This is a genomic window from Pseudomonas frederiksbergensis (genome assembly GCF_001874645.1).
Lineage (GTDB): Bacteria > Pseudomonadota > Gammaproteobacteria > Pseudomonadales > Pseudomonadaceae > Aquipseudomonas > Aquipseudomonas frederiksbergensis_B.
The window spans coordinates 2,663,944-2,687,320 of sequence record NZ_CP017886.1; the positions used below are offsets into that span (position 1 = coordinate 2,663,944).

Here is a 23,377-nt window from a genome sequence, read left to right on the forward strand (position 1 = left end):
TCCTCGTAGGAGCTGGCGCAGCCTGCGATCTTTTCCGGCTACACAGCATCTCTAGGCAACATCAACCCAAGCGGCAACCGCACCCGCGCTTCCAACCCGCCACCGGAGCGGTTGCGCAGTTCAACATTGCCGCCATGCATCGAAGCAATCCGCTTGACGATGGCCAGGCCAAGTCCGGTGCCCTTGCCGCCCCGCGCACGGTCGCCACGGGTGAAGGGGTTGAAGATCGCTTCCAGCTCTGACGGATCAATCCCGGCGCCACGGTCCATGACGCTCAGCACCACGTACGGCGCGCTGACATCGCCCGAGACATACGCTGCCACCTCAACGCCGCTGCCCGCGTGATGCAAGGCGTTGCCGATCAGGTTGTTCAAGAGGCGCTTCATCGAGACCCGGCGCAACGGAAACGGCTGAATCGGCTCCAGACGCAAACGCACCCGCTCCTCGTTCTGGTTGTAAGGCGCCGCCACTTCGCGCACCAGATCACTCAGGTCGACCTCTTCGACCGACTCATCCCGACCATCGCGAATGAATGCCAGGAACTGGTCGAGAATCGCGTCCATGTCTTCGATGTCACGCACCATGTCGTCGCTCAGGTCGCTGTGGTTACCCATCAGCTCCAGCGACAGACGCAAGCGCGTCAACGGCGTGCGCAGGTCGTGTGATACCCCGGCAAGCATCAATTCACGTTCCCGGCCAGCCTGTTCAACGTCTTCCGCCATCTGGTTGAACGCTCGATAGACCTCGGTCATTTCACTCGGCGTGTCGCTGATCGGCAGACGCACGCTACGACCCTGACCCAGTTGCCGGGCGGCATCGACCAGACGTTTGAGCGGCTGGTTGAGCTGGCTGACGAAAATCCACGCCGACGCTGTGGATAACAAGCCGATGGCGAGAAACCAGCCGAGTACGTTCCAGATTTTCTGACCACGCAACGGATGCGGGTACAGCGGTACTTTCAGCCAGCCGTCGCCCAGGCTTGGCGCCCGGACCCAGAGCGCCGGCGGAGCATGCATGCGTAATCGCACTTCAGTGTCGGCACCCAGTTCGGCCTGCATCTGTCGTTGATAGATTTCGCTGTAGGGCCAATGCTGCTCACCCTCGGGAACACCGGCGCCCACCACACGAATCAGTGTTGCGGCATCGGCAATCTTCGCTCGGTTTTCTTCGTCCGCGGCCCAGTAGGCACGCAAGGTCAGCGCGACACCGTGGCTGTATTGGCGATCCACCAGCACGTCCTCGTTCATCAACAGATAAACCAGGGTCAGCGCCTTGGAAAACAGCACGACGATCAGCACCAGCCAGAGCGTGCGAGAGAAGAAACTTTGGGGGAACCACACGGGGGTTTTCATAGACAACCGCTACACACTTTGCAGGAGCGAGCGAAGCTCGCAGAATTGCGGATCGCGAATCAACCGGGTGACACGTTACCCAGCTGACCCGCTCCTACAAATCACCGATCACTTGGTCGCGGTGCCGTCCGGAACGAACACGTAACCCACGCCCCAGACCGTTTGAATGTAGCGTGGTTTCGACGGATCAGGCTCGATCATCCGACGCAGGCGCGAAATCTGTACGTCGATGGAACGCTCCAGGGCATCCCACTCGCGGCCACGGGCCAGGTTCATCAGCTTGTCGCGGGTCAGCGGTTGACGCGCGTTCATCACCAGCGCCTTGAGGACCGCGAACTCACCGGTGGTGAGCATGTGTACTTCGTCGCCACGCTTGAGTTCGCGGGTCGCCAAAGACAATTCGTAATCACCGAAGGTCACGCTTTCGTCTTCGCTGCCCGGTGCGCCCGGCACGGGAGCCGACTGACGGCGCAAGACCGCTTTGACGCGTGCCATCAGCTCGTCCGGATTGAACGGTTTGGCCAGGTAATCGTCAGCGCCCAGTTCCAGGCCTTTGATACGGCTCAGCTCATCACCCTTGGCGGTGAGCATGATGATCGGGATCTGATTGTTCGCGCCGCGCAGACGGCGGCAGGCGGTCAGGCCGTCTTCGCCGGGCAGCATCAGGTCGAGGACGACCAGGTTGAACACTTCACGCGCCAGCAGACGATCCATCTGCTCGGTGTTCGGTACCGCGCGGGCACGGTAGCCCTTGCTGACGAAAAAACGTTCCAGCAGGCTGCTGAGCCCTGGATCGTCGTCAACGATAAGAATTTTTTCGCCTTCAGCAGTTTGTGCAGTGCTGCTCATTGGATGCTCCTTTGATCTCGGTGCGCATTATGGCGTAGCTGCCGTTATACGCACCGTGTGCATTGTTAGCAGATTTTTCCTCTACCGCCAGCGATACGGCCTTTGTGCCTACAGGCTGCAATGCCCCCATCGGGCAGAACGGCGGTTATAATGCGCGGCCTTTTGTGTCGGGCAACGTCTGATCGTTACTGTCAGTGGCGGCTTTTTATTTTTCATCGCCTGGCAGTAATTGTTCGATTCCACGGGTCAATGGGATGCCTTTTGATCCAGGTAGCGGCGCTGGCCAGGCCGCTCAACCAGACTCGCCGGGCCTTATTCCTTGCGCCTGCGAGCCTGCTTTCACAATTTGTCAGGTGGTTTTATGGACAGCATCAACAGCCGCATCGCCGAGGAACTCGGTGTACGCCCACAACAGGTCGAAGCGGCCGTCGCGCTACTCGATGAAGGCTCCACGGTGCCCTTCATCGCCCGCTACCGGAAAGAAGTGACCGGCAGCCTCGATGACATCCAGTTGCGGCATCTGGAAGAGCGCCTGCGCTACCTGCGAGAACTCGACGAACGGCGCATCAGCATCCTCGCCAGCATTGAAGAGCAAGGCAAGCTGACCCCGCAACTTGAACGCGACATCAAGCTCGCCGACACCAAGACCCGCCTTGAAGACTTGTACCTGCCGTACAAGCAGAAGCGCCGCACCAAGGGCCAGATCGCCCTGGAAGCCGGTCTCGGTGAACTGGCCGACAGCCTGTTCAACGACCCGAACCTGACGCCAGACGCCGAAGCCGCACGCTTCGTCGACGCCGAAAAAGGCGTGGCGGATGTGAAAGCAGCCCTCGAAGGCGCTAAATACATCCTCATGGAGCGCTTCGCCGAAGACGCCAGCCTGCTCGACAAGCTGCGCAGTTACCTGAAGCAGGAAGCCACTCTCAGTGCCCGCGTCATCGCCGGCAAGGAAGAAGAAGGCGCCAAATTCCGCGATTACTTCGAACACGACGAACCGCTGAAAAGCATGCCATCGCACCGCGCCCTGGCGATTTTCCGTGGCCGCAACGAAGGCATTCTCAGCTCCGCGCTGAAAGTCGGTGACGAACTACCCGGCACCATGCACCCATGCGAAGGCATGATCGGTCAGCAATTCGGCATCGCCAACCAGAACCGCCCGGCCGACAAATGGCTCGGTGAAGTGGTGCGCTGGACCTGGAAGGTCAAGCTCTACACGCACCTGGAAACCGACCTGCTCGGTGAGTTGCGTGACGGCGCCGAGACCGAGGCGATCAACGTCTTCGCACACAACCTGCACGACTTGCTGTTGGCCGCTCCCGCCGGCCCGCGTGCCACGCTGGGCCTGGACCCGGGCCTGCGCACCGGTTGCAAGGTGGCGGTGGTCGACTCCACCGGCAAGCTGTTGGATCACGCCACGGTTTACCCGCACGTGCCACACAACAAATGGGACCAGACCATCGCCGTGCTCGCGGCCCTGTGCGCCAAGCACTCGGTGGACCTGATCGCCATCGGCAACGGCACTGCCAGCCGTGAAACCGACAAGCTTGCCGCGGACCTGATCAAAAAATACCCGGCGATGAAAATGACCAAGGTCATGGTCTCCGAAGCCGGCGCTTCGGTGTACTCGGCCTCGGAACTGGCGTCCAAGGAATTCCCGGACCTGGACGTATCGATCCGTGGCGCCGTATCGATTGCCCGGCGCCTGCAGGATCCGCTGGCCGAGCTGGTGAAGATCGATCCGAAATCCATCGGTGTCGGCCAGTACCAGCACGACGTGTCGCAGCTGAAACTGGCCCGTGGCCTGGACGCGGTGGTCGAGGACTGCGTGAACGCCGTTGGCGTCGATGTGAACACCGCCTCCGTCGCGCTGCTGGCCCGCATCTCCGGCCTCAACGCGACACTGGCGCAGAACATCGTGAACCACCGCGATGAAAACGGCGCCTTCAAAACCCGCGCTGCGCTGAAGAAAGTCGCCCGTCTCGGCGAAAAAACCTTCGAACAGGCGGCCGGCTTCCTGCGTGTGATGAACGGCGACAACCCGCTGGATTCTTCCGCGGTTCACCCGGAAGCCTATCCGTTGGTGCAACGCATTGCCGCTGAAACCGACCGCGACATCCGCTCGCTGATCGGCGACGCCGCTTTCCTCAAGCGTCTCGATCCGAAGAAGTACACCGACGAAACCTTCGGTCTGCCAACGGTCACCGACATCCTCCAGGAACTGGAAAAGCCGGGCCGTGATCCGCGCCCAGAGTTCAAGACCGCCGAATTCCAGGAAGGTGTCGAAGACCTCAAGGACTTGCAACTGGGGATGATCCTCGAAGGCGTGGTGACCAACGTGACCAACTTCGGCGCATTCGTCGATATCGGCGTGCATCAGGACGGCTTGGTGCATATCTCCGCGCTTTCCGAGAAGTTCATCAAGGATCCGCGTGAAGCGGTGAAAGCCGGTGACGTGGTCAAGGTCAAGGTCATGGAAGTCGACATCCCGCGTAAACGCGTTGGCCTGTCGATGCGTATGAGCGACACCCCGGGCGAGAAGATCGACGGCGCTCGTGGCGCGCGCCCGGGTTCGGCGCCGCGTCAGTCTTCGAGCACCGCACCGCGTAAGGAAACCACGGCAGCGGCCCCGACCAACAACGCCATGGCGTCGTTGTTCGCCAATGCCAAGCAGTTGAAGAAGCGCTGATGGAAATCCCTGCGGGGTTGACCGAAAGCGCTTTTTTCAAGCTGCTGGGTTGCCGTTTGCACAGCCTTGAGGTCGGGGTGGCGCAAGTCGCCCTGGCGCTTGAGCCGCAGCTGCGCAATCGCGGTGGCAAGCTGCACGGTGGGGCGCTGTTCAGCCTGGTGGACATTGCCATGGGGCTGGCTTGTTCCAGTTCCCATGGTTTCGACCAGCAGAGCGCGACCATCGAGTGCAAGATCAACTACGTGCGCGCCGTTTCCGAAGGCGAAGTCCTGTGCACCGCGCGGGTGATTCATCCGGGCCGGCGCACGCTGGTGGTCGAAGCCGACGTGATGCAAGGCGACAAACTGGTCGCAAAAGCGCAAGGCACGTTCGCTGTCCTGTAGATGCGCATCATCAATTTGAGTTAATTTCGGCGCTGCGAAAGCTGCGCCGACGTTTTTTCGTGTGCGACAGCCAGATTCAAGGATTGAAGTCGCATTTTCAATGGGGCCTTTATGGCGCCGGAACCAGGCGAAAACGCCAGTTTTAACTTCACCCTTGTAGACCGTCCTGCCCACCCCCATATTGGGGCGACTGACGCGTGAAGGAATCCAACTTGAGCGAACTTCTCAACCGCCGCCTGGCTCTGCTCGGCGAGCGCGCTAACCTCTCTCTGCTCGAACAGTGTCTTCACGGCATCGAACGTGAATGCCTGCGCGTGACCGGCGAAGGTCGTCTGGCGCAAACGCCGCACCCTGAAAGCCTGGGTTCCGCGCTGACCAACGAACAGATCACCACCGACTATTCCGAGTCGCTGCTGGAGTTCATCACGCCTGCCCTGCCGGACCCTGCGGACACGCTGAGCAGCCTCGACAAGATTCACCGTTTTGCCTACAGCAAGCTCGGCAACGAGTACCTGTGGAGTCCATCGATGCCGTGCCCGTTGCCGGCCGAGGAAGATATCCCGATCGCCTATTACGGCACCTCCAACATCGGTCAGCTCAAGTACGTCTACCGCAAGGGCCTGGCCCTGCGTTACGGCAAGACCATGCAGTGCATCGCCGGGATTCACTACAACTTTTCCCTGCCGGAAAAACTCTGGCCGCTGCTCAAAGAGGCTGAAGGCTTTGTCGGCACCGACCGCGATTATCAGTCGTCGGCCTACATCGCACTGATCCGCAACTTCCGCCGCTACAGCTGGCTGCTGATGTACCTGTTCGGTTCTTCGCCAGCGCTGGACGCCGGTTTCCTGCGCGGTCGCTCCCATCAGCTGGAGCCATTCGACGCCGAGACGCTGTATCTGCCGTACGCCACCAGCCTGCGCATGAGTGATCTGGGTTACCAGAGCAACGCGCAAGCCGGACTGACGCCATGCTACAACGACTTGAACAGCTACACCGACAGCCTGCGCAAAGCGGTGGCCACGCCTTACGCGCCGTACGTCGAGATCGGTACGCACCAGGACGGTGAGTGGGTTCAGCTCAACACCAACATCCTGCAGATCGAAAACGAGTACTACTCCAATATTCGCCCGAAACGCGTGACCTACACCGGCGAACGGCCGATTCAGGCGCTGATGGCCCGTGGCATTCAGTACGTTGAAGTGCGTCTGCTGGACATCAACCCGTTCCTGCCGATGGGCATTGATCTGCAGGAAGCGCGTTTCCTCGACGCGTTCCTGCTGTACTGCGCGCTGAACGAAAGCCCGCTGCTGACCAGCAACACCTGCGGCAATGCCACCTCGAACTTCCTCAGCGTGGTCAAGGAAGGTCGCCGTCCGGGCCTGCAACTGCAACGCGATGGCCAGTCGGTAGATATGAAAGAGTGGGCCAGCGAACTGCTGGAAAAAATCGCCCCGTTGGCCGTATTGCTTGACCAGAGCCACGGCGGTGACGCCCACAGCAAAGCCCTCGACGCGCAGCTGGCGAAAATCAAGGACGCGTCCCTGACCCCTTCCGCCCAAGTGTTGGCAGCGATGACCGAACGCAAGGAAAGCTTTAGCCAGTTCTCCCTGCGCCAGAGCCAGGCTCACGCCGAGTTCTTCCGCAGCGAACCGCTGGTGACCGAAGAGCAGGCACGCTTTGAAGCGTTGGCGCGCTCGTCGCTGGCTCAGCAAACCGAGCTGGAGCAGAACGAAGTCGGCGATTTCGACGTGTTTGTCGGGTCGTATCAGGCGAGTATTCTGGCGATCAGTAATTAATTAAGCGGCGCCAGCTAAAAGATCGCAGCCTGCGGCGGCTCCTACAGAAGCGGCGTGATAACCGTTCCTCGTAGGAGCTGCCGCAGGCTGCGATCTTTTGATTCCCGGAATTTTCTGCTCATAAGCTCATTCGAAAAAGTTATTTATTTTCGAATTCTTAGATCATTTAGTCTCGTCACTCGCCGAAACCCCGGCCGCCTGATGAGGACTTTCATGATGAAACTGCACTTCCCCCTTCGCCTCCTGGCGGCTGCTTCTTTGGCTGCAGCGAGCTTTTTCGCTCAAGCGGCTGACGTCACCGTCGCCTACCAGACCACCGTCGACCCGGCCAAAGTTGCCCAGGCCGACGGCACTTACGAAACCGCCACCCACGCCAAAATCGACTGGCGCAAATTCGACAACGGTGCCGACGTCATCGCCGCCATCACCTCGGGCGATGTGCAGATTGGCTACCTCGGTTCCAGCCCGCTGACCGCTGCGATCACCCGCAAGGTTCCGGTCGAAACTTTCCTCATCGCTACCCAGATCGGTGCCGCCGAAGCACTGGTGGCCCGCGACGGTTCCGGGATCAAGACCCCGCAGGACCTGATCGGCAAGAAAATCGCCGTGCCATTCGTTTCCACCGGCCACTACAGCCTGCTGGCCGCGCTCAAGCACTGGAACATCGACCCGTCGAAAGTACAGATCCTCAACCTCGCACCGCCGGCAATCATTGCCGCGTGGAAGCGCGGTGACATCGACGCCACCTATGTGTGGGACCCGGCGCTGGGCGTTGCCAAGGAAAACGGCAACGTGCTGATCACTTCCGGCGAGCTGGCCAAGTTCGGCGCGCCGACCTTCGATGCCTGGATCGTGCGCAAGGATTTCGCCGAGAAGCACCCCGAAATCGTCACTGCCTTCGCCAAAGTCACCCTCGACGCCTACGCCAACTACCGCAAAGACCCACACGCTTGGCTGGCCGAAAAGGGCAATGTCGACAAGCTGGTGAAACTCTCCGGCGCCAAGGCCAGCGACATTCCGTTACTGCTGCAAGGCAACGTCTACCCACTGGCGGCTGATCAGGTGATCAGCCTGGGCGCACCGACCACCAAGGCCATCACCGACACCGCCACGTTCCTCAAGGAACAAGGCAAGGTCGAGGCCGTGCTGCCGGACTACGCCCCTTACGTCAGCGCCAAATTCATCACTAACTGATCGGAGTACACGGCGATGGCCTTGCTACAGCTGGAGCGCATCAGCGCACAGTACCCCGGCGCCGCCGAACCGGTGCTGGCGGATATTTCCTTAAGCCTTGGGCCTCAGCAATTGCTGGTCGCCCTCGGCCCGTCCGGCAGTGGCAAGACCTCGCTGTTGAATCTGATCGCCGGGTTTGTCGACCCGAGTACCGGGCGCATCACCCTCGATGGCGTACCGGTCAAAGGTCCGAGCGCCGAGCGTGGCGTGGTGTTCCAGGACGACGCCTTGCTGCCCTGGCAGGACGTGTTGGCCAACGTCGGTTTCGGCCTGGAACTGGCTGGCGTGCCGCGTGATAAACGCGAAATCCGCGCCCGGGAAATGCTCGCGCTGGTCGACCTCGCAGGCTTTGACGCTCGCCGCATCTGGCAGCTGTCAGGCGGCCAGAAGCAGCGTGTCGGCCTGGCCCGCGCCCTCGCTGCCGACCCGCGCGTGCTGCTGATGGACGAACCCTTCGGCGCCCTCGACGCCTTCACCCGTGAACAGATGCAGGAATTGCTGCTGCAAGTCTGGCGGCGCACCGCCAAACCGGTATTCCTGATTACCCATGACATTGAAGAAGCGGTGTTCCTTGCGACAGACCTGGTTCTATTGGCACCCAATCCCGGGAAAATCGTTGAGCGCCTGACGCTGGATTTCGGTCAGCGCTATGCCGCTGGCGAATCGGCTCGAGCGATCAAATCCGACCCGCGCTTTATCGAAACCCGCGAACACGTACTCGCCCGTGTGTTTTCCCAACGCAGCGCCACCCAGCGGCAGGAGCGCGCATGAGCAGTTATGAAATCCCGGCCACCGCGGCCAGACCCGCCAGCCCATCGACGCTGACTCCACTGCGTCGCAGCCTCAGCACTCGCTGGATCAGCCTGTTAACGCTGTTTGCGCTGCTGGGTCTCTGGTGGGCCGTTACCGCCAGCGGTCTGATCGAACCGTTGTTTCTGCCACCACCGTCGGCCGTCCTGCAAAAAGGCTGGTTGCTGGCGACTACCGGTTACATGGACTCGACCCTCTGGCAGCATTTAGGCGCGAGCCTGAGCCGAATGGGTTTGGGCCTGGGCTTCGCGGTGTTGACCGCCGTGCCTGTCGGTATCGCCATCGGCCACAACCGCGTCGCACGCGGCGTGCTTGATCCGCTGATTGAGTTCTACCGGCCGATTCCACCGCTGGCCTACCTGCCGCTGATCGTGATCTGGTGCGGCATCGGTGAGCTGTCCAAGGTGTTGCTGATCTATCTGGCGATCTTCGCGCCGATCGCCATCGCTACCGCGACGGGTGTACGCACTGTCGACCCGGCCAAGTTGCGCGCGGCGCAGTCATTGGGCGCAACCCGGGCCCAACTGATTCGTCATGTGATTTTGCCGAGTGCCTTGCCGGACATTCTGACCGGCGTGCGCATTGGCCTTGGCGTGGGCTGGTCGACGCTGGTGGCGGCCGAGTTGATCGCCGCCACAAGTGGCCTGGGCTTCATGGTGCAGTCGGCCGCGCAATTTCTGGTCACCGATGTGGTGGTGCTGGGGATTCTGCTGATCGCGCTGATTGCCTTCGCCATGGAAATGGGCCTGCGCGCCCTGCAACGCAAACTGGTGCCGTGGCATGGCCAGGCGCATTGAGACGTTTTTTTAAGCACTGACTGCGCCGACGGCTCGGTGCCCGAATTGAAGAGAAAGCCATGAGCAGCCTGTCCATCACCCCACTCAGCACCGCACTCGGCGCGCAGATCAGCGGCGTCGATATCTCCCAACCGCTGAACCTCGAACAGCACGATGCGATCGAGCAGGCATTGCTCAAGCATCAGGTGTTGTTCTTTCGCGAGCAGCCAATCAACCCGCAGCAGCAAGCACGCTTCGCGGCGAATTTCGGCGACCTGCACATTCACCCGATCTACCCGAATGTGCCGGAACAGCCCGAAGTGCTGATCCTCGACACCGCTGAAACAGACGTGCGCGACAATGCCGTGTGGCACACCGACGTGACCTTTCTGCCGACCCCGGCCCTTGGCGCGGTGCTCAGCGCCAAGCTGTTGCCGGAGTTTGGTGGCGACACCTTGTGGGCCAGTGGCATCGCGGCGTACGAAGCCCTCTCAGTACCCCTGCAAAACCTGCTGCAAGGCCTGACCGCGACTCACGATTTCATCAAATCCTTCCCGCTGGAACGCTTTGGGACCACGCCTGAAGCCTTGGCTCAGTGGGAAGCAGCCCGCAAGAAGAATCCGCCGCTGTCGCATCCGGTCATTCGCACGCATCCAGTGAGCGGGCGCAGGTCGTTGTTCGTCAATGAAGGCTTCACCACTCGCATCAACGAGCTGTCGGACACCGAAAGCGAAGCGATTTTGAAGCTATTGTTCGCTCATGCTACGCGGCCAGAATTTACGATTCGCTGGCGTTGGCAGGAGAGCGATGTCGCCTTCTGGGACAACCGTGTGACCCAGCATTTTGCCGTGGACGATTACCGACCGGCACGGCGGGTGATGCACCGGGCGACGGTGCTGGGGGATGTGCCGTTTTAAGGTCAAAAGATCGCAGGCTGCGGCAGCTCCTACGCGAACGCGCTTCCTTGTAGGAGCTGCCGCAGGCTGCGATCTTTTGCTTTTTTTCGGGTTACTCCGCCGTCGAAGGCTTCTCCCACAAATTGATCCCGCCTTCCTGGGCAAACCGGTCAATCTCCATCAGTTCCTCAACGCAGAAGCTCAAGTTCTTCAACGCCCCGACGTTCTCGACAATCTGCTCCGGGCGGCTGGCGCCAATCAGCGCCGAGGTCACTCGTGGGTCGCGCAGCGTCCACGCCAAGGCCAGTTGCGCCAGGCTTTGGCCACGACGCTTGGCGATTTCGTTGAGCGCACGCACCTGAGCGATATTGGCTTCGGACAGGTGCGAAGCCTGCAGCGAACCACCGCCCGGACGATTGACCCGTGCATCTTTGGGTACGCCGTTGAGGTACTTGTCGGTCAACAAACCCTGGGCTAACGGAGTGAAGGCAATCACACCCGTGCCAAGCTCGTCAGTGGTGTCGAGCAGATCCTTTTCCACCCAACGGTTGAGCAAGTTGTAAGCCGGTTGGTGAATCAGCAGCGGGACTTTCCACTCTTTCAGCAACGCAGCCATTTCGCGGGTTTTCGCCCCGGAATAAGACGAGATACCGATGTACAACGCCTTGCCCTGCTGCACGGCGCAGGCCAGTGCGCTCGCGGTTTCTTCCAGTGGCGTGTCCGGGTCGAAGCGGTGCGAATAGAAGATATCCACGTAGTCGACGCCAAGGCGTTGCAGGCTCTGGTCGAGGCTGGCCAGCACGTATTTACGCGAGCCACCGCCCTGGCCGTAAGGGCCGGGCCACATGTCCCAACCGGCCTTGCTGGAGATGATCAGCTCATCGCGGTATTGCTTGAAGTCTTCACGCAACAAACGGCCGAAGTTGATTTCGGCACTGCCGTACGGCGGGCCGTAGTTGTTGGCCAGGTCGAAGTGGTTGATGCCCAGGTCGAAGGCGGTCCGCAGCAAGGACCGCTGAGTATCGATTGGTGTGCTGTCGCCAAAGTTGTGCCACAGGCCCAGCGACAGTGCCGGCAGCACCAACCCGCTGCGACCGACGCGGCGGTAAGGAATGGAGTCGTAACGATCAGCAGCAGCGGTGTAAATCATCGAACCCTCTCTTGTTTTGAGCGACGAAGTCGTCAGCGTTGCCCAGCATACGCTCAGGCAACGTATTCAAAACTGGGTGTTCGACTAAATGCTGAAACGTTTCATATAGTTTTGTTCAATAACCTGCACAGCGCATCGCAGGCAGCAAACCTGACCTGTCACGCATACTGCTGCGCGTCAGGAAACGCCGTACTCAGCCGACAATTCGCGTAATGCGGCGGCGGCGAGAAAACCGGAGCGCGAACTGTAGCGCTGATCGCGCTTCACGGTCTGGTCGATTCGCTCCAGCAACTGCTCCGGCAGTGTGGCGTTGAAACGCACGGACTTGCCGAAATAAGGTGTCACGTCAAACTCGACCACCGCCCAAACACCACCCGCGTAATCAGGGTTCTCGAGGTGTTCATCGATCTCGCGAACCTGCGGCAACGGATCGCCATCGGTGACAAGTCCCTCGTAATGCAACGCCAGCGCTTCTTTAACGTTTTCGAGCGCCTGCGCCACCGTTCCACCTGCAGAGAAACAACCCGCAACGTCGGGGATAATTACTCCGTACTCTGAATCAGCATCCTTATGCAGAACGACTGGGAATTTCATGGGGATGGACCCTTCCTGTAAATCCGGTAGAACTTGCGACCGGAGCCTGTTCAATCTGCCCTCATCGGGGATCTGATAGCTGTGTCTCGGGCTCATTTCAGGCCCGCCTGTTTCAAAATGCTGTTGATTGTTCCTTTTGGCAGATCCGCATCAGGATGCTTGATGGTTACCCTCCCTGATTTGCGCGAATGTTTGTATTGATGGTGGCTACCTTTGACCGCCACCAAATACCAACCGTCCTCTTCGATCATCCTGATCATTTCCCGACTACGCATCACCCTCACCCTTTTCGACAGCATCCGCGATGCACTGTACGCGGCAAAGGGCGATCTCAATACACACGATACACACTCTGACAAATATTAGTCCATCAGAACGAAACCGCTTCTTTTGCTGGACGGGCGGCTAACGGGCCTGCGCAAACACCTCAGCCACCCAATCCACAAACACCCGAACCCGTGGCGACATGTGTCGGTTGTGCGGGTACAGCACCGACACCGGCATCGGTGGTGGCGGCGTGTCGAGCAACACCTCTTGCACCAACCCCTGGGAAATCTGCTCGGCCATGCGGTAGTGCGGGCACTGGATCAGCCCCAACCCGGCAACTGCCGAGGCCGCATAGATCTCCGCACCAAACACCGACAGCGCACCGTCGATGGCGACTTCCTGGAGTTCGCCGTCGACCATGAATTCGAATGGGAACAGCTTGGCGGTGGTGCGCGAGACGTAGTTCACCGCGCGGTGGTGAGTGAGGTCCGCCAGGCTTTTCGGTTCGCCGTATTTACGCAGGTAAGCCGGGCTGGCGCAGGTGATCTGGCGCAAGGTGGCGACGCGCCGACCGATCAACGCCGAATCTCCCAAGGTGCCCGCGCGCAGCACGCAATCGACGCCCTCGGCGATCAGGTCGACGAAGCGGTCGGCCTCACTGATGGACAACTCGATCTCCGGGTAGCGCTCCATGAACTGCGGCAATGCCGGGATCACGAAGTATTTGGCCAGGGTGCCGTGTAAATCGACCCGCAACCGCCCTTTCGGCGCCACCGTCCGAAATGCCTGCTCGGCTTCCTCCAGCTCTGCCAGCAACTGCACGCAACGCAGGTAATACGCCTCGCCATCGAGCGTCGGACGGACGCGTCGCGTGCTGCGTTCCAGCAATCGGGTGCCGAGCCAGGCTTCGAACTGGTTGAGGGTGTGGGTCAGCGTGGCGCGGGGCAGATTCAAGTCATCGGCGGCGAGCGTAAAGCTGCTGCGCTCGTAGATCCGTACAAAAACCTTCATCGCTTTGACTTGATCCACACGGAGCTCCTGACACTCGATTGTTGGCGATTATTGAACAGTCAAGGCAACTCTCGTGCATTTATCGCCATGAGTAAACATGTAAATCTGGCTTCACACCGAGCACACAACCACAAAGGAACCCTCTTCATGACCACTCAAACGTCGAAAGTTGCCATCGTCACCGGCGCCTCCCGCGGCATCGGTGCCGTAATCGCCAAACAACTCGCATCCGAAGGTTTCGCCGTCGCCATCAACTACGCCAGCAGCGCCACTGAATCCTCAAAACTGGTTGTCGAACTGCGCCAGGCCGGCCATCAGGCCATAGCGATCAAAGCCGACGTGTCCAGCGCCGCCGACGTCAGCTGGATGTTCGACGAAACCGAAACGCAACTGGGCAAAGTCGACGTGCTGGTGAACAACGCCGGGATTCTTAAAGTGCTGCCGCTGGCAGAACACAGCGACGAACTGTTCGAACAGACCTTCGCCATCAACACCCGCGGCACCTTCAACACCCTGCGCGAAGCCGCGACCCGCCTGAATACCGGTGGCCGCATCGTCAACTTTTCCAGCAGCACCGTGGGCATGAACCTGCCGGGCTACGCGGTGTACATCGCCAGCAAAGCGGCGGTGGAATCCCTCACCCAGGTATTCGCCAAGGAACTGCGCGGTCGCCACATCACGGTCAACGCGGTGGCCCCAGGTCCGGTCGCCACTGAGCTGTTCCTGCATGGCAAAAGCGAAGAACAAATCCAGACCTTCGCCAAGATGCCGCCGCTGGAACGTCTCGGTCAGCCAGAAGACATCGCCAACGTCATTTCCTTCCTGGTCAGCCCGGCGGCTGGTTGGGTCAACGGGCAGATCCTGCGCACTAATGGCGGGTTGGTTTAAGCGCCATTCTTCTGAACGACGCCTATGCTCGATACAGACCCTGATCCTTCAACTCAGGAGAATCACACCATGCACACCACCATCATCATCAGCTTCGGCCTGGTCTTGCTGGCGCTAATGCTGTTCATCGGTGAGAAGCTCGGCTTCAGCCGTCAGACCCTGACCTACAGCTTTGTCGTCCTGTGGCTGGCGCTGACGGTGATCAACGGCGCCATCGGCATGATTACCGCCGGGCAACCGCTGACCTCCGAGCTGATGGTGGGCTTCATGGTGTTCGGTGTGCCGGTGGCCGCTCTGGTGCTGTTCATGACCTTAAACATCGCCTGAGCACCACCGGCCTCGGTCAACGCACCAGATGCAGGAACTGCATGTGCCGCTCGTACTGATCGAGGATGTCGTTAATGATTTGCTCCTTGGTGTAGCCCATCAAATCGTAGTCCTGACTGCCCTCGCTCAAGTGCACTTCGGCGCGGTAGTAGCGACGGTTACGCAGCTCCTTCGGCCCCATCCCACCACGGGCGAAGGACGGCGTGGAGTAACCGCGCATTTGCACCTGGTAGATGAACGGATGCTGATCGCCGTGACCGATTTCCAGGCTGACGCTGTCGTTAGCCGGGTCCGGCTGAGCGATCACGTTCACCCCCTTCTCGACAAACACTGCAGTCACTTCTTCAATCGCCGGACGTACCGTCGTGTCGAGGAAACGGTACACCTCGTCACGCGACGGAAAGTGCACGGCCTGACTCAAGCGCTGACGCCAGCCACCTTTGCCGCGCCGCGATGCCGAGACCGGCGCCAATGAATGCAACTGGGCAATCTGCTTCTGCGATTCGAGGTAGAACGCCTTGTGCAGCCCCCACATCATCAGCAACAGAATCATCGAAAACGGCAACGACGTCAGTACCACTGCTGACTTCAATGAGTCGATGCTGCCGGCGAACAACAACGCACTGGTGACCAGTGCTGTCATCGCGCCCCAGAACACCCGCAGCCATTTCGGCCCGTCTTCATCGGCGTTGCCACCCTTGGCGGACAGCGTCGAGAGCACCACGGTGCCGGAGTCGGCCGAGGTAACGAAGAACACGAAACTGATGAACACCGTGACGGCGATCACCGTTTTGCTCCACGGGTAGGTTTCCAGTAGCAGGTAAAGGGTCATCGACGGGTTGTCGATGGCCGACAGGCCAAGGGCACTCATGCCGTGGTTGAGCACCTGGTCGATGGCGCTGTTACCGAAGATCGACATCCACGCCAAGGTGAAACCGAGCGGAATCAACAGCACGCCGAAAACGAATTCGCGGATGGTCCGGCCACGGGAAATCCGGGCGATGAACAGGCCCACGAACGGCGACCATGCGATCCACCAGGCCCAATAGAACACCGTCCAGCCGCCCAGCCAGTCACTGGGTTTGTCATAGGCGTAAAGGTCGAAACTCTTCATCGGCAAGGCGCCGAGGTAATCGCCAAGGTTCTGGATCAAGGTGTTGAGCAAATGCTGCGTAGGGCCGGCGAACAGCACGAACAGCAACAGCGCGCAGGCCAGCAGCATGTTGATGTCGGACATCACCCGCACGCCTTTATCAACGCCAGCGACAGCGACGATGATCGCCGCGCCCATCATCAGCGTGATCAGGCCGACCTGAATCCACTGGGTATGGGCAATGCCGAACAAGTAGTCGAGGCCGGAGTTGAGGTGCAACACGCCGAAGCCCATGTCAGCGCCGAGACCGAACACCGTGGCGATGATGCCGAAGCCATCCACCGCGTAACCGATCGGGCCGTTGATGCGTTTGCCGATCAGCGGATAAAGCGCCGAGCGCAAGGCCAGCGGCAAGTTATGCCGGTAGGCGAAATAAGCCAGCGCCATGCCGACAAAAGCGAACACACCCCAGCCGTGCAGGCCCCAATGCAGAAACAGGATCTGCATCGCCTGGCGTGCCGCATCGGCCGTGCCGGCCTCACCCTGGGGCGGTTGCAGCATGTGCGTCAGCGGTTCGGACACGCAGAAGAAAAACAGCGTGATGCTGATCCCGGCGGCGAACAGCATGCCGGCCCAGGACAGGTAACTGAATTCGGGCTCGTCGTGGTCGGCACCGAGCTTGATCTTGCCGTAGCCAGACAAGGCGGTGACCACCACGAAGACCAGATACAGGGTCATCGCCAGCATGTAGTACCAGCCGACCGTATTGGCCGCCCAGTTTTGCGCCGCCAGCAGCCAGGCGCCGGACTGTTGCGGGAAGGCGATGACCACCAGGCCGAACAGTAGAATGAAGGTCGCCGCGAAGTAGAACACCGGCGGATTCATGCGGATCTGACCGCTTGGAGGGGTGAATGATGCACTCATGAAGCGTGCACCTCGAGGGGGTAAAACGTGGCTGTCAATAACGGACTCAGCAAAGGCTAGCCTCCTGTTGTGAGCGGGCAGCGAACCACCGGTTTAACTTGAATGAACGTTCAAGTTAAACATGGATGGCCTGTGAGGACTAATCGCAAGGCTCGGCGGTACGTCTCGTACGCTAGCTCATGGAAGGGTATGACGTGCTGATGTCGCGATCTTCCCCCATCCGTAGGAGCTGCCGCAGGCTGCGATCTTGAAGTGCCCACACACGTTACCAAAGGTCTAAAGATCGCAGCCTGCGCAAGCGCCTACATGGGGTTTGATGAGTCACGAAAACCTACTTTTGTGTCCCGTCATCATGCTGCAGATTGGCCTGGGTCAGGTTGCAGCCGGCCGGTACGCTGCGGGTCAGCCAGACGTTGCCGCCGATGGTCGAGCCCTTGCCGATGGTGATCCGTCCGAGGATGGTCGCGCCGGCATAAATCACCACATCGTCTTCAACGATCGGATGGCGCGGATGGCCCTTCTGCAACTGGCCGTCTTCGTCGGCCGGGAAGCGTTTGGCGCCGAGGGTCACGGCCTGATAGATGCGCACCCGCTCGCCGATGATCGCAGTTTCGCCGATCACCACGCCCGTGCCGTGGTCGATGAAGAAGCTACGGCCGATCTGCGCGCCCGGATGAATGTCGATGCCGGTGGCCGAGTGAGCAATTTCCGCACTGATCCGCGCCAGCAGCGGGAGCCCGGCGCGGTACAAATGGTGGGCCAGACGATGGTGAATCACCGCCAGAATCCCTGGATAGCACAGCAGCACCTCATCAACGCTGCGCGCTGCCGGGTCACCGTGATACGCCGCCAGCACATCGGAATCCAGCAGGCTGCGCAGGCCCGGCAAGGCCAGGGCGAAATCCTGGATCAGGCTGATCGCTCGCGCCTCGACTTCGGTATCGACCTGGGTGCTTTGCCGCGCCACATAGCGCAGTTCCAGGCGTGCCTGAGCCAGCAACGCGTTCAGCGCCACATCCAGCGTATGCCCGACATAGAAATCTTCGCTCTCTTCACGCAGATCCACCGGGCCCAGACGCATCGGGAACAGCGCACCACACAGTGCTTCGAGAATCTCCGCCATCGCCGCGCGCGATGGCAGCTCGCGCCCGCCTTGCTCGCCGCTGATACGACCGTTCTGCGCACGCCACTGGTCGCGGGCAGTGCGCAGTTGGCTGACGATGGTCTGTAATTGCCAATGGCTGGAACGCTGGCTCACGGTAAAACTCCTCACGGGCTGCGGCCGGACGGTAAGGCCGCCTGAACGGCGTTCACTTTACGGTATGCGCTCAAAGCGGAATTAAGAACGAATTGTGCTGTTCTCAGCACTTTTTGACATAAGCGATATTGTCGGTTGCCCGAGCAAATCGGCCTGCCTATAGTCCAGTCATCTCCCACAACCCGTGCGGCCCCATGATCAAACAACAGCTGGCTCGTTTTAATCGTCTGGACCTTCTCGCCCATGCGACCGCCCTGGAAAAACTCGAACGCCTGTCGGCCTGGCTAGGCCGCGATGTCTACGTCAAACGTGACGACCTGACACCGTTGGCCATGGGCGGCAACAAGCTGCGCAAGCTCGAATACCTCGCCGCCGACGCGCTCGCACAAGGTGCCGACACGCTGATTACCGCCGGCGCAATCCAGTCCAACCACGTGCGCCAGACCGCTGCACTGGCTGCCAAGCTTGGCCTGGGTTGCGTCGCCTTGCTGGAGAATCCGATCGGTACCGATGACAGCAATTATCTGGGCAACGGCAATCGGCTACTGCTGGATTTGTTCGACGCCAAGGTTGAGTTGGTGGACAACCTCGACAACGCCGACCAACAGTTGCAGGCCTTGGCCGAGCGCCTGCGCAGCAACGGCAAGAAGCCCTATCTGGTGCCGATTGGTGGCTCCAACGCCTTGGGCGCGTTGGGCTATGTACGTGCCGGACTGGAATTGGCCGGGCAAATCGAGGACAGCGGCCTGGAGTTTGCTGCAGTGGTGTTGGCTTCGGGCAGCGCCGGAACTCACAGCGGTCTGGCCTTGGCGCTGAGCGAAGTGCTGCCGAATTTGCCGGTGATCGGTGTCACCGTTTCGCGCAGCGACGAAGACCAGCGACCGAAGGTCCAGGGCCTGGCCGAGCACACCGCCGAACTGCTGGGCGTGAGCCTGCCGGCGAGTTTCAAGGTTGAATTGTGGGACGAGTATTTCGCGCCGCGTTACGGCGAGCCAAACGCCGGCACCCTGGCGGCAGTCAAGTTGCTGGCCAGTCAGGAAGGTCTGTTGCTCGACCCGGTCTACACTGGCAAGGCCATGGCCGGTTTGCTCGATGGTATCGGCCGACAGCGCTTCAATGACGGCCCGATCATCTTCCTGCACACCGGTGGCGCACCGGCGTTGTTTGCCTATAACAACTTTCTGTAGATGGATCAAAAGATCGCAGCCTGCGGCAGCTCCTACGCATGGACACCCGTAGGAGCTGCCGCAGGCTGCGATCTTTACCGAAGATGTCTAATATTCCAAAAAAGAATAACAATCTTAATTTATATTATTTTCCTATCTAAAAGCCGTGTCATATAGTCCCGCCGCAGGCGCAAATGGCGCGAGACGCATACGCTGCTTTTAGGGCACGATGTTGCAGTCGTTCAGTTCCCGGTTTTGCCTGCTTCGCCAAAAAACGTCTTCATAAAAAACACAGGGGCTCTTCATGACTATTTCTGTATTGCGTCGCACATTGCTGGTTGGCACTTTGGGGCTGGCTCTCGGCGCTGGTTGGTTGGGCCAGGCAGTTGCCGGCGAGCAGTTGGACAACATCAAGAAGGCCGGCGAGATCAAGGTTGGCCTGGAAGGCACCTACCCGCCGTTCAGCTTTGTCGGTGAAGACGGCAAGCTCACCGGTTTCGAGGTTGAGTTCTCCGAAGCCCTGGCCAAGAAGCTGGGCGTCAAGGTCAAGCTCAGCGCTACCCCGTGGGACGGCATCCTCGCCGCCTTGGAGTCCAAGCGCCTGGACGCCGTGATCAACCAGGTGACCATCTCGGAAGAGCGCAAGAAGAAGTACGACTTCTCCACGCCTTACACCGTTTCCGGTATTCAAGCGCTGACCCTGAAAAAGAACGTCGACACCATCAAGACCGCCAGCGACCTGGCAGGCAAGAAAGTCGGCGTAGGCCTGGGCACCAACTACGAGCAATGGCTCAAGGACAACCAGCCTAAAGCCATCATCAAGACCTATAACGATGACCCAACCAAGTTCCAGGACCTGCGCATCGGCCGCACCGACGCCATCCTGATCGACCGCCTGGCGGCCCTGGAATATGCCAAAAAAGCCACCGACACTGCCGCCGCTGGCGATGCTTTCTCCCGTCAGGAATCCGGTATTGCCCTGCGCAAAGGTGAGCCTGAGTTGCTGGCTGCGGTGAACAAGGCCATCGACGAACTGCGTGCCGACGGCACCTTGAAGAAGCTGTCCGAGAAGTACTTCAACGCTGACGTCACTCAATAATGGAAGCAGGTTTTCAACTCGCGCTGGACTCCGCGCCCTTTCTGCTCAAGGGCGCGTACTACACGGTAATTCTTAGCCTCGGCGGGATGTTTTTCGGCTTGCTGCTGGGCTTCGGCCTGGCGTTGATGCGCCTGTCGCGCTTCAAGTTGCTGAGCATGCTCGCCCGGGTCTATGTGTCGTTCTTTCGCGGCACGCCCTTGCTGGTGCAGCTGTTCCTGATCTACTACGGCTTACCGCAAGTGGGCATCGAGCTGGATCCGATCCCGGCGGCCCTGATCGGCTTTTCGCTGAATATGGCCGCCTACGCCTGTGAAATCCTGCGCGCCGCCATCGCCTCCATCGAGCGCGGCCAGTGGGAAGCTGCATCCAGTATCGGCATGACCCGCGCGCAGACCCTGCGCCGGGCCATCCTGCCGCAAGCTATGCGCACGGCGTTGCCGCCGTTGGGCAACAGCTTTATTTCGCTGGTCAAGGACACGGCGCTGGCCGCCACCATCCAGGTGCCCGAGCTATTCCGCCAGGCCCAATTGGTGTCTGCGCGCACCTTCGAAATTTTCACCATGTATCTGTCCGCTGCCCTGATTTACTGGGTACTGGCAAGCATCCTGGCGCATTTTCAAAATCGCCTGGAAGACCGGGTCAACCGGCATGACCTGGAGTCTTGAAGCATGATCGTGGTTGAAAAACTGACCAAACAATTCAAGGGTCAGGTGGTACTTAACGGGATCGACCTCGAGGTCAAGGAAGGCGAAGTCGTCGCCATCATTGGCCCCAGCGGTTCCGGCAAGACCACCTTCCTGCGCTGCCTGAATTTCCTCGAAGAACCCACCAGCGGCCGCATCAAGGTGGGTGATATCGAGATCGACAGCAGCAAGCCGCTCAACCAGCAACAAGGCCTGGTGCGGCGCTTGCGCCAGCACGTCGGTTTCGTGTTCCAGAACTTCAATCTGTTCCCCCATCGCACCGCGTTGGAAAACGTCACCGAAGGCCCTTTGGTGGTGAAGAAAATGCCAAAGGATCAAGCGTTGGTACTGGGTCGAAAACTGCTGGCCAGGGTCGGCCTGGCAGGCAAGGAAGACGCCTATCCGCGCAGGCTGTCCGGTGGGCAGCAACAGCGCGTGGCAATCGCCCGGGCGCTGGCCATGGAGCCGGAAGTGATTCTCTTCGACGAACCAACCTCGGCGCTTGATCCGGAACTGGTCGGCGAAGTGCTGGCGACCATTCGCAGTCTGGCCGAAGAAAAACGCACCATGGTCATCGTCACCCACGAAATGAGTTTCGCCCGTGATGTGGCGAACCGGGTGGTGTTTTTCGACAAGGGCGTCATCGTCGAACAAGGTGAAGCGAAGGCGTTGTTTGCCCATCCAAAAGAAGAACGAACCCGGCAATTCCTCAGTAAGTTTCTCAACGCCTGAAGTTTTTCGCCACACCAGAAGTACATTAAGCACTGTCAACTTCCACGGATGGAAGTGGCACTTACCGCACTGCTTGACTGTCATTACCCTGCCTTCCGCCGGCTTCCAGAGTTACTTAATTACCCCAGTCGAAAGCGGTATATAGATACCTCCTGCAACATCCTCCCGTCACGTAACCTCCACCATACTCAGATTGATCCAATGCCAGAAAACGCTGGAAACACTGGCTCACAAATCGAGCACATCTAAGAAAAAGCCGAACAGTATGTCCATCGACCGCTAATCACAGGTAGGAAATATCTGAATAGCCTGGCATTCCCACGCTCTCAACTTTCGTCTATTGACACTCCATCGGCCACTCCCTTATCTAGGCGCTAACAGGCACTTCACAACGCTTGAATATCGTTAACAACCCACTGTTCGCCATTGAAGAAACCGACTTACTACTTCCCTAACGCCTTCGACACTTCCGAAATGGACTTCGCTGCGATGTTTCAAGGAGAACACACATGACTTGTATGTCGAACACCGTTGAACTGGCGGCTCCCGGCCTGACGCAGTCGCCCGGATCGGCCATCAACATCACCTCCGCTGCTCACCTGCTGATCGAGATAGCCCCTTATGCCGGCATGGACGAAGGTGATCTGATCGAACTGTTCTGGGACAACTGCTATGTGGCTTCGAGGGTGCTCACCCGCACAGATGTCGGCCAACCACTTAACCTGCGGGTTCCGGAGAGTTTTATCCGCAATGGCAGCTCGCGTATCCACTACCGGCTCATGCAAGTCGGGCGAGGCCAGGCGCTGTCCGCGGCGAAACGGGTCCAGGTCAAACTCGACTGCCCGGGTGGTCAGCCGCACACCCTGTGCGCAGATGAAAACCAGCGCTTGGAGCCGTTGGGTATTCCCGAGATGATTCGCCGTCACGGGGTCAACCCGAACCAGTTCAAACGTGGCGTACCGCTGACCATCGAACCCTATCTGAACATGGCGACTGACGATGAAATCACCCTGCGCTGGGGCGACGTGCGCATGGACCTGCCCAGGATCAAGCCGAGTGATGTCGGCAAACCGATCAACGTCTGGGTGCCGCCTGCAGTGATTCTTGAGGCTGGCGAAGACAACCGGCTGGAAGTCACCTACTGCATCCTTGATCGTGTCGGTAACAACTCACGCTGGGCGCCGGCGCGCACCCTGAAAGTCGGCTGCGCCAATCCTTACCTGAAAGTGCTGTCGAAGGAAGTACTTTGCACTGCCAAAGAACGTCGTCGTTGAGACAAAAGATCGCAGGCTTCGCCAGCTCCTACGCCAACCGAGGTCACCTGTAGCTGGCGAGGGCTCGGGCCGCGTTCGGACGATCTTGACAATATCTACCCTCTTCTATGCTTATACCTAAAAGTTAGTT

22 protein-coding genes are annotated in these 23,377 nt (G+C 59.7%); 14 read left to right on the forward strand and 8 right to left on the reverse strand.

Features of this window, described 5'->3' with window-relative positions:
• Positions 1–38: 38 nt before the first annotated feature.
• Entirely contained in the window at positions 39–1,352 is a 1,314-nt protein-coding gene (locus BLL42_RS12945) for an ATP-binding protein (RefSeq protein WP_054595096.1), read from the reverse strand.
• Positions 1,353–1,460: 108 nt separating this feature from the next.
• Positions 1,461–2,201, reverse strand: coding sequence for an osmolarity response regulator transcription factor OmpR (gene ompR, locus BLL42_RS12950; RefSeq protein ID WP_054595095.1), 741 nt, complete (start codon positions 2,199–2,201; stop codon positions 1,461–1,463).
• A 361-nt stretch (positions 2,202–2,562) separates the two neighbouring features.
• Between ompR and BLL42_RS12955 the strand changes: the two genes are divergently transcribed.
• From BLL42_RS12955 to tauD, 7 genes are all read left to right on the forward strand, one after another.
• Positions 2,563–4,887 (forward strand): Tex family protein, encoded by a 2,325-nt coding sequence (locus BLL42_RS12955; RefSeq protein WP_071552450.1) that lies wholly within the window; start codon positions 2,563–2,565, stop codon positions 4,885–4,887.
• Positions 4,887–5,270, forward strand: a complete 384-nt coding sequence (locus BLL42_RS12960) for a PaaI family thioesterase (RefSeq protein ID WP_071552451.1) — start codon at positions 4,887–4,889, stop codon at positions 5,268–5,270. The genes BLL42_RS12955 and BLL42_RS12960 overlap by 1 nt, the downstream gene beginning before the upstream one ends.
• Positions 5,271–5,482: 212 nt before the next feature.
• Positions 5,483–7,066 (forward strand): glutamate--cysteine ligase, encoded by a 1,584-nt coding sequence (gene gshA / locus BLL42_RS12965; protein ID WP_071552452.1) that lies wholly within the window; start codon positions 5,483–5,485, stop codon positions 7,064–7,066.
• Between the two features lie 216 nt (positions 7,067–7,282).
• Positions 7,283–8,260, forward strand: coding sequence for a taurine ABC transporter substrate-binding protein (tauA, locus tag BLL42_RS12970; protein ID WP_071555752.1), 978 nt, complete (start codon positions 7,283–7,285; stop codon positions 8,258–8,260).
• A gap of 15 nt (positions 8,261–8,275) precedes the next feature.
• A complete protein-coding gene (gene tauB / locus BLL42_RS12975) occupies positions 8,276–9,070 on the forward strand; it encodes a taurine ABC transporter ATP-binding subunit (protein WP_071552453.1) in 795 nt (264 codons plus the stop codon).
• On the forward strand, positions 9,067–9,906 hold the full coding sequence (gene tauC / locus BLL42_RS12980; RefSeq protein ID WP_071552454.1) for a taurine ABC transporter permease TauC: 840 nt from the start codon (positions 9,067–9,069) through the stop codon (positions 9,904–9,906). The genes tauB and tauC overlap by 4 nt, the downstream gene beginning before the upstream one ends.
• Positions 9,907–9,965: 59 nt before the next feature.
• On the forward strand, positions 9,966–10,802 hold the full coding sequence (gene tauD, locus BLL42_RS12985) for a taurine dioxygenase (RefSeq protein WP_071552455.1): 837 nt from the start codon (positions 9,966–9,968) through the stop codon (positions 10,800–10,802).
• Positions 10,803–10,893: 91 nt separating this feature from the next.
• On the opposite strand, the gene mgrA is transcribed toward tauD, so the two are convergent.
• The 4 genes from mgrA to BLL42_RS13005 all read right to left on the reverse strand — a co-directional run bounded on the left by mgrA (position 10,894) and on the right by BLL42_RS13005 (position 13,821).
• Positions 10,894–11,931, reverse strand: a complete 1,038-nt coding sequence (mgrA, locus tag BLL42_RS12990) for an L-glyceraldehyde 3-phosphate reductase (RefSeq protein ID WP_071552456.1) — start codon at positions 11,929–11,931, stop codon at positions 10,894–10,896.
• A gap of 177 nt (positions 11,932–12,108) precedes the next feature.
• Positions 12,109–12,525: a type II toxin-antitoxin system HicB family antitoxin gene (locus tag BLL42_RS12995; RefSeq protein WP_071552457.1), complete on the reverse strand. Its 417-nt coding sequence runs from the start codon at positions 12,523–12,525 to the stop codon at positions 12,109–12,111.
• Between the two features lie 92 nt (positions 12,526–12,617).
• Complete coding sequence (locus tag BLL42_RS13000) at positions 12,618–12,800, reverse strand: type II toxin-antitoxin system HicA family toxin (RefSeq protein ID WP_071555753.1); 183 nt, start codon at positions 12,798–12,800, stop codon at positions 12,618–12,620.
• A 130-nt stretch (positions 12,801–12,930) separates the two neighbouring features.
• On the reverse strand, positions 12,931–13,821 hold the full coding sequence (locus tag BLL42_RS13005) for a LysR family transcriptional regulator (RefSeq protein ID WP_071552458.1): 891 nt from the start codon (positions 13,819–13,821) through the stop codon (positions 12,931–12,933).
• A 129-nt stretch (positions 13,822–13,950) separates the two neighbouring features.
• Between BLL42_RS13005 and BLL42_RS13010 the strand changes: the two genes are divergently transcribed.
• Both BLL42_RS13010 and BLL42_RS13015 read left to right on the forward strand, forming a co-directional pair.
• Positions 13,951–14,691, forward strand: a complete 741-nt coding sequence (locus tag BLL42_RS13010) for an SDR family oxidoreductase (protein WP_071552459.1) — start codon at positions 13,951–13,953, stop codon at positions 14,689–14,691.
• 69 nt (positions 14,692–14,760) lie between these two features.
• Positions 14,761–15,018, forward strand: a complete 258-nt coding sequence (locus tag BLL42_RS13015; RefSeq protein ID WP_071552460.1) for a hypothetical protein — start codon at positions 14,761–14,763, stop codon at positions 15,016–15,018.
• A 16-nt stretch (positions 15,019–15,034) separates the two neighbouring features.
• Here the strand turns inward: BLL42_RS13015 and betT are convergent, their stop codons facing one another.
• Together betT and epsC are read right to left on the reverse strand one after the other, a co-directional pair.
• The gene (gene betT / locus BLL42_RS13020) at positions 15,035–16,996 is read right to left on the reverse strand and encodes a choline transporter BetT (RefSeq protein WP_167368562.1); all 1,962 of its coding nucleotides are present in this window, start codon (positions 16,994–16,996) and stop codon (positions 15,035–15,037) included.
• A gap of 370 nt (positions 16,997–17,366) precedes the next feature.
• Entirely contained in the window at positions 17,367–18,293 is a 927-nt protein-coding gene (gene epsC, locus BLL42_RS13025; protein ID WP_071552462.1) for a serine O-acetyltransferase EpsC, read from the reverse strand.
• Positions 18,294–18,487: 194 nt separating this feature from the next.
• Between epsC and BLL42_RS13030 the strand changes: the two genes are divergently transcribed.
• From BLL42_RS13030 to BLL42_RS13050, 5 genes are all read left to right on the forward strand, one after another.
• Positions 18,488–19,480, forward strand: a complete 993-nt coding sequence (locus tag BLL42_RS13030) for a D-cysteine desulfhydrase (RefSeq protein ID WP_071552463.1) — start codon at positions 18,488–18,490, stop codon at positions 19,478–19,480.
• 283 nt (positions 19,481–19,763) lie between these two features.
• A complete protein-coding gene (gene tcyJ / locus BLL42_RS13035) occupies positions 19,764–20,558 on the forward strand; it encodes a cystine ABC transporter substrate-binding protein (protein WP_071552464.1) in 795 nt (264 codons plus the stop codon).
• Positions 20,558–21,223, forward strand: a complete 666-nt coding sequence (gene tcyL, locus BLL42_RS13040; protein ID WP_071552465.1) for a cystine ABC transporter permease — start codon at positions 20,558–20,560, stop codon at positions 21,221–21,223. Before tcyJ ends, tcyL begins: the two co-directional genes overlap by 1 nt.
• Before the next feature lie 3 nt (positions 21,224–21,226).
• Complete coding sequence (gene tcyN / locus BLL42_RS13045; RefSeq protein WP_071552466.1) at positions 21,227–21,973, forward strand: L-cystine ABC transporter ATP-binding protein TcyN; 747 nt, start codon at positions 21,227–21,229, stop codon at positions 21,971–21,973.
• Between the two features lie 509 nt (positions 21,974–22,482).
• Positions 22,483–23,247 (forward strand): hypothetical protein, encoded by a 765-nt coding sequence (locus BLL42_RS13050; RefSeq protein WP_071552467.1) that lies wholly within the window; start codon positions 22,483–22,485, stop codon positions 23,245–23,247.
• Positions 23,248–23,377: the final 130 nt, after the last annotated feature.

Coding starts and splice junctions, on each gene's coding strand:
- BLL42_RS12945 (WP_054595096.1), bottom strand. CDS start 1,352: ATGAAAACCCCCGTGTGGTTCCCCCAAAGTTTCTTCTCTCGCACGCTC.
- ompR (WP_054595095.1), bottom strand. CDS start 2,201: ATGAGCAGCACTGCACAAACTGCTGAAGGCGAAAAAATTCTTATCGTT.
- BLL42_RS12955 (WP_071552450.1), top strand. CDS start 2,563: ATGGACAGCATCAACAGCCGCATCGCCGAGGAACTCGGTGTACGCCCA.
- BLL42_RS12960 (WP_071552451.1), top strand. CDS start 4,887: ATGGAAATCCCTGCGGGGTTGACCGAAAGCGCTTTTTTCAAGCTGCTG.
- tauA (WP_071555752.1), top strand. CDS start 7,283: ATGAAACTGCACTTCCCCCTTCGCCTCCTGGCGGCTGCTTCTTTGGCT.
- tauB (WP_071552453.1), top strand. CDS start 8,276: ATGGCCTTGCTACAGCTGGAGCGCATCAGCGCACAGTACCCCGGCGCC.
- tauC (WP_071552454.1), top strand. CDS start 9,067: ATGAGCAGTTATGAAATCCCGGCCACCGCGGCCAGACCCGCCAGCCCA.
- tauD (WP_071552455.1), top strand. CDS start 9,966: ATGAGCAGCCTGTCCATCACCCCACTCAGCACCGCACTCGGCGCGCAG.
- mgrA (WP_071552456.1), bottom strand. CDS start 11,931: ATGATTTACACCGCTGCTGCTGATCGTTACGACTCCATTCCTTACCGC.
- BLL42_RS12995 (WP_071552457.1), bottom strand. CDS start 12,525: ATGAAATTCCCAGTCGTTCTGCATAAGGATGCTGATTCAGAGTACGGA.
- BLL42_RS13000 (WP_071555753.1), bottom strand. CDS start 12,800: ATGCGTAGTCGGGAAATGATCAGGATGATCGAAGAGGACGGTTGGTAT.
- BLL42_RS13010 (WP_071552459.1), top strand. CDS start 13,951: ATGACCACTCAAACGTCGAAAGTTGCCATCGTCACCGGCGCCTCCCGC.
- BLL42_RS13015 (WP_071552460.1), top strand. CDS start 14,761: ATGCACACCACCATCATCATCAGCTTCGGCCTGGTCTTGCTGGCGCTA.
- betT (WP_167368562.1), bottom strand. CDS start 16,996: ATGAATCCGCCGGTGTTCTACTTCGCGGCGACCTTCATTCTACTGTTC.
- BLL42_RS13030 (WP_071552463.1), top strand. CDS start 18,488: ATGATCAAACAACAGCTGGCTCGTTTTAATCGTCTGGACCTTCTCGCC.
- tcyJ (WP_071552464.1), top strand. CDS start 19,764: ATGACTATTTCTGTATTGCGTCGCACATTGCTGGTTGGCACTTTGGGG.
- tcyL (WP_071552465.1), top strand. CDS start 20,558: ATGGAAGCAGGTTTTCAACTCGCGCTGGACTCCGCGCCCTTTCTGCTC.
- tcyN (WP_071552466.1), top strand. CDS start 21,227: ATGATCGTGGTTGAAAAACTGACCAAACAATTCAAGGGTCAGGTGGTA.
- BLL42_RS13050 (WP_071552467.1), top strand. CDS start 22,483: ATGACTTGTATGTCGAACACCGTTGAACTGGCGGCTCCCGGCCTGACG.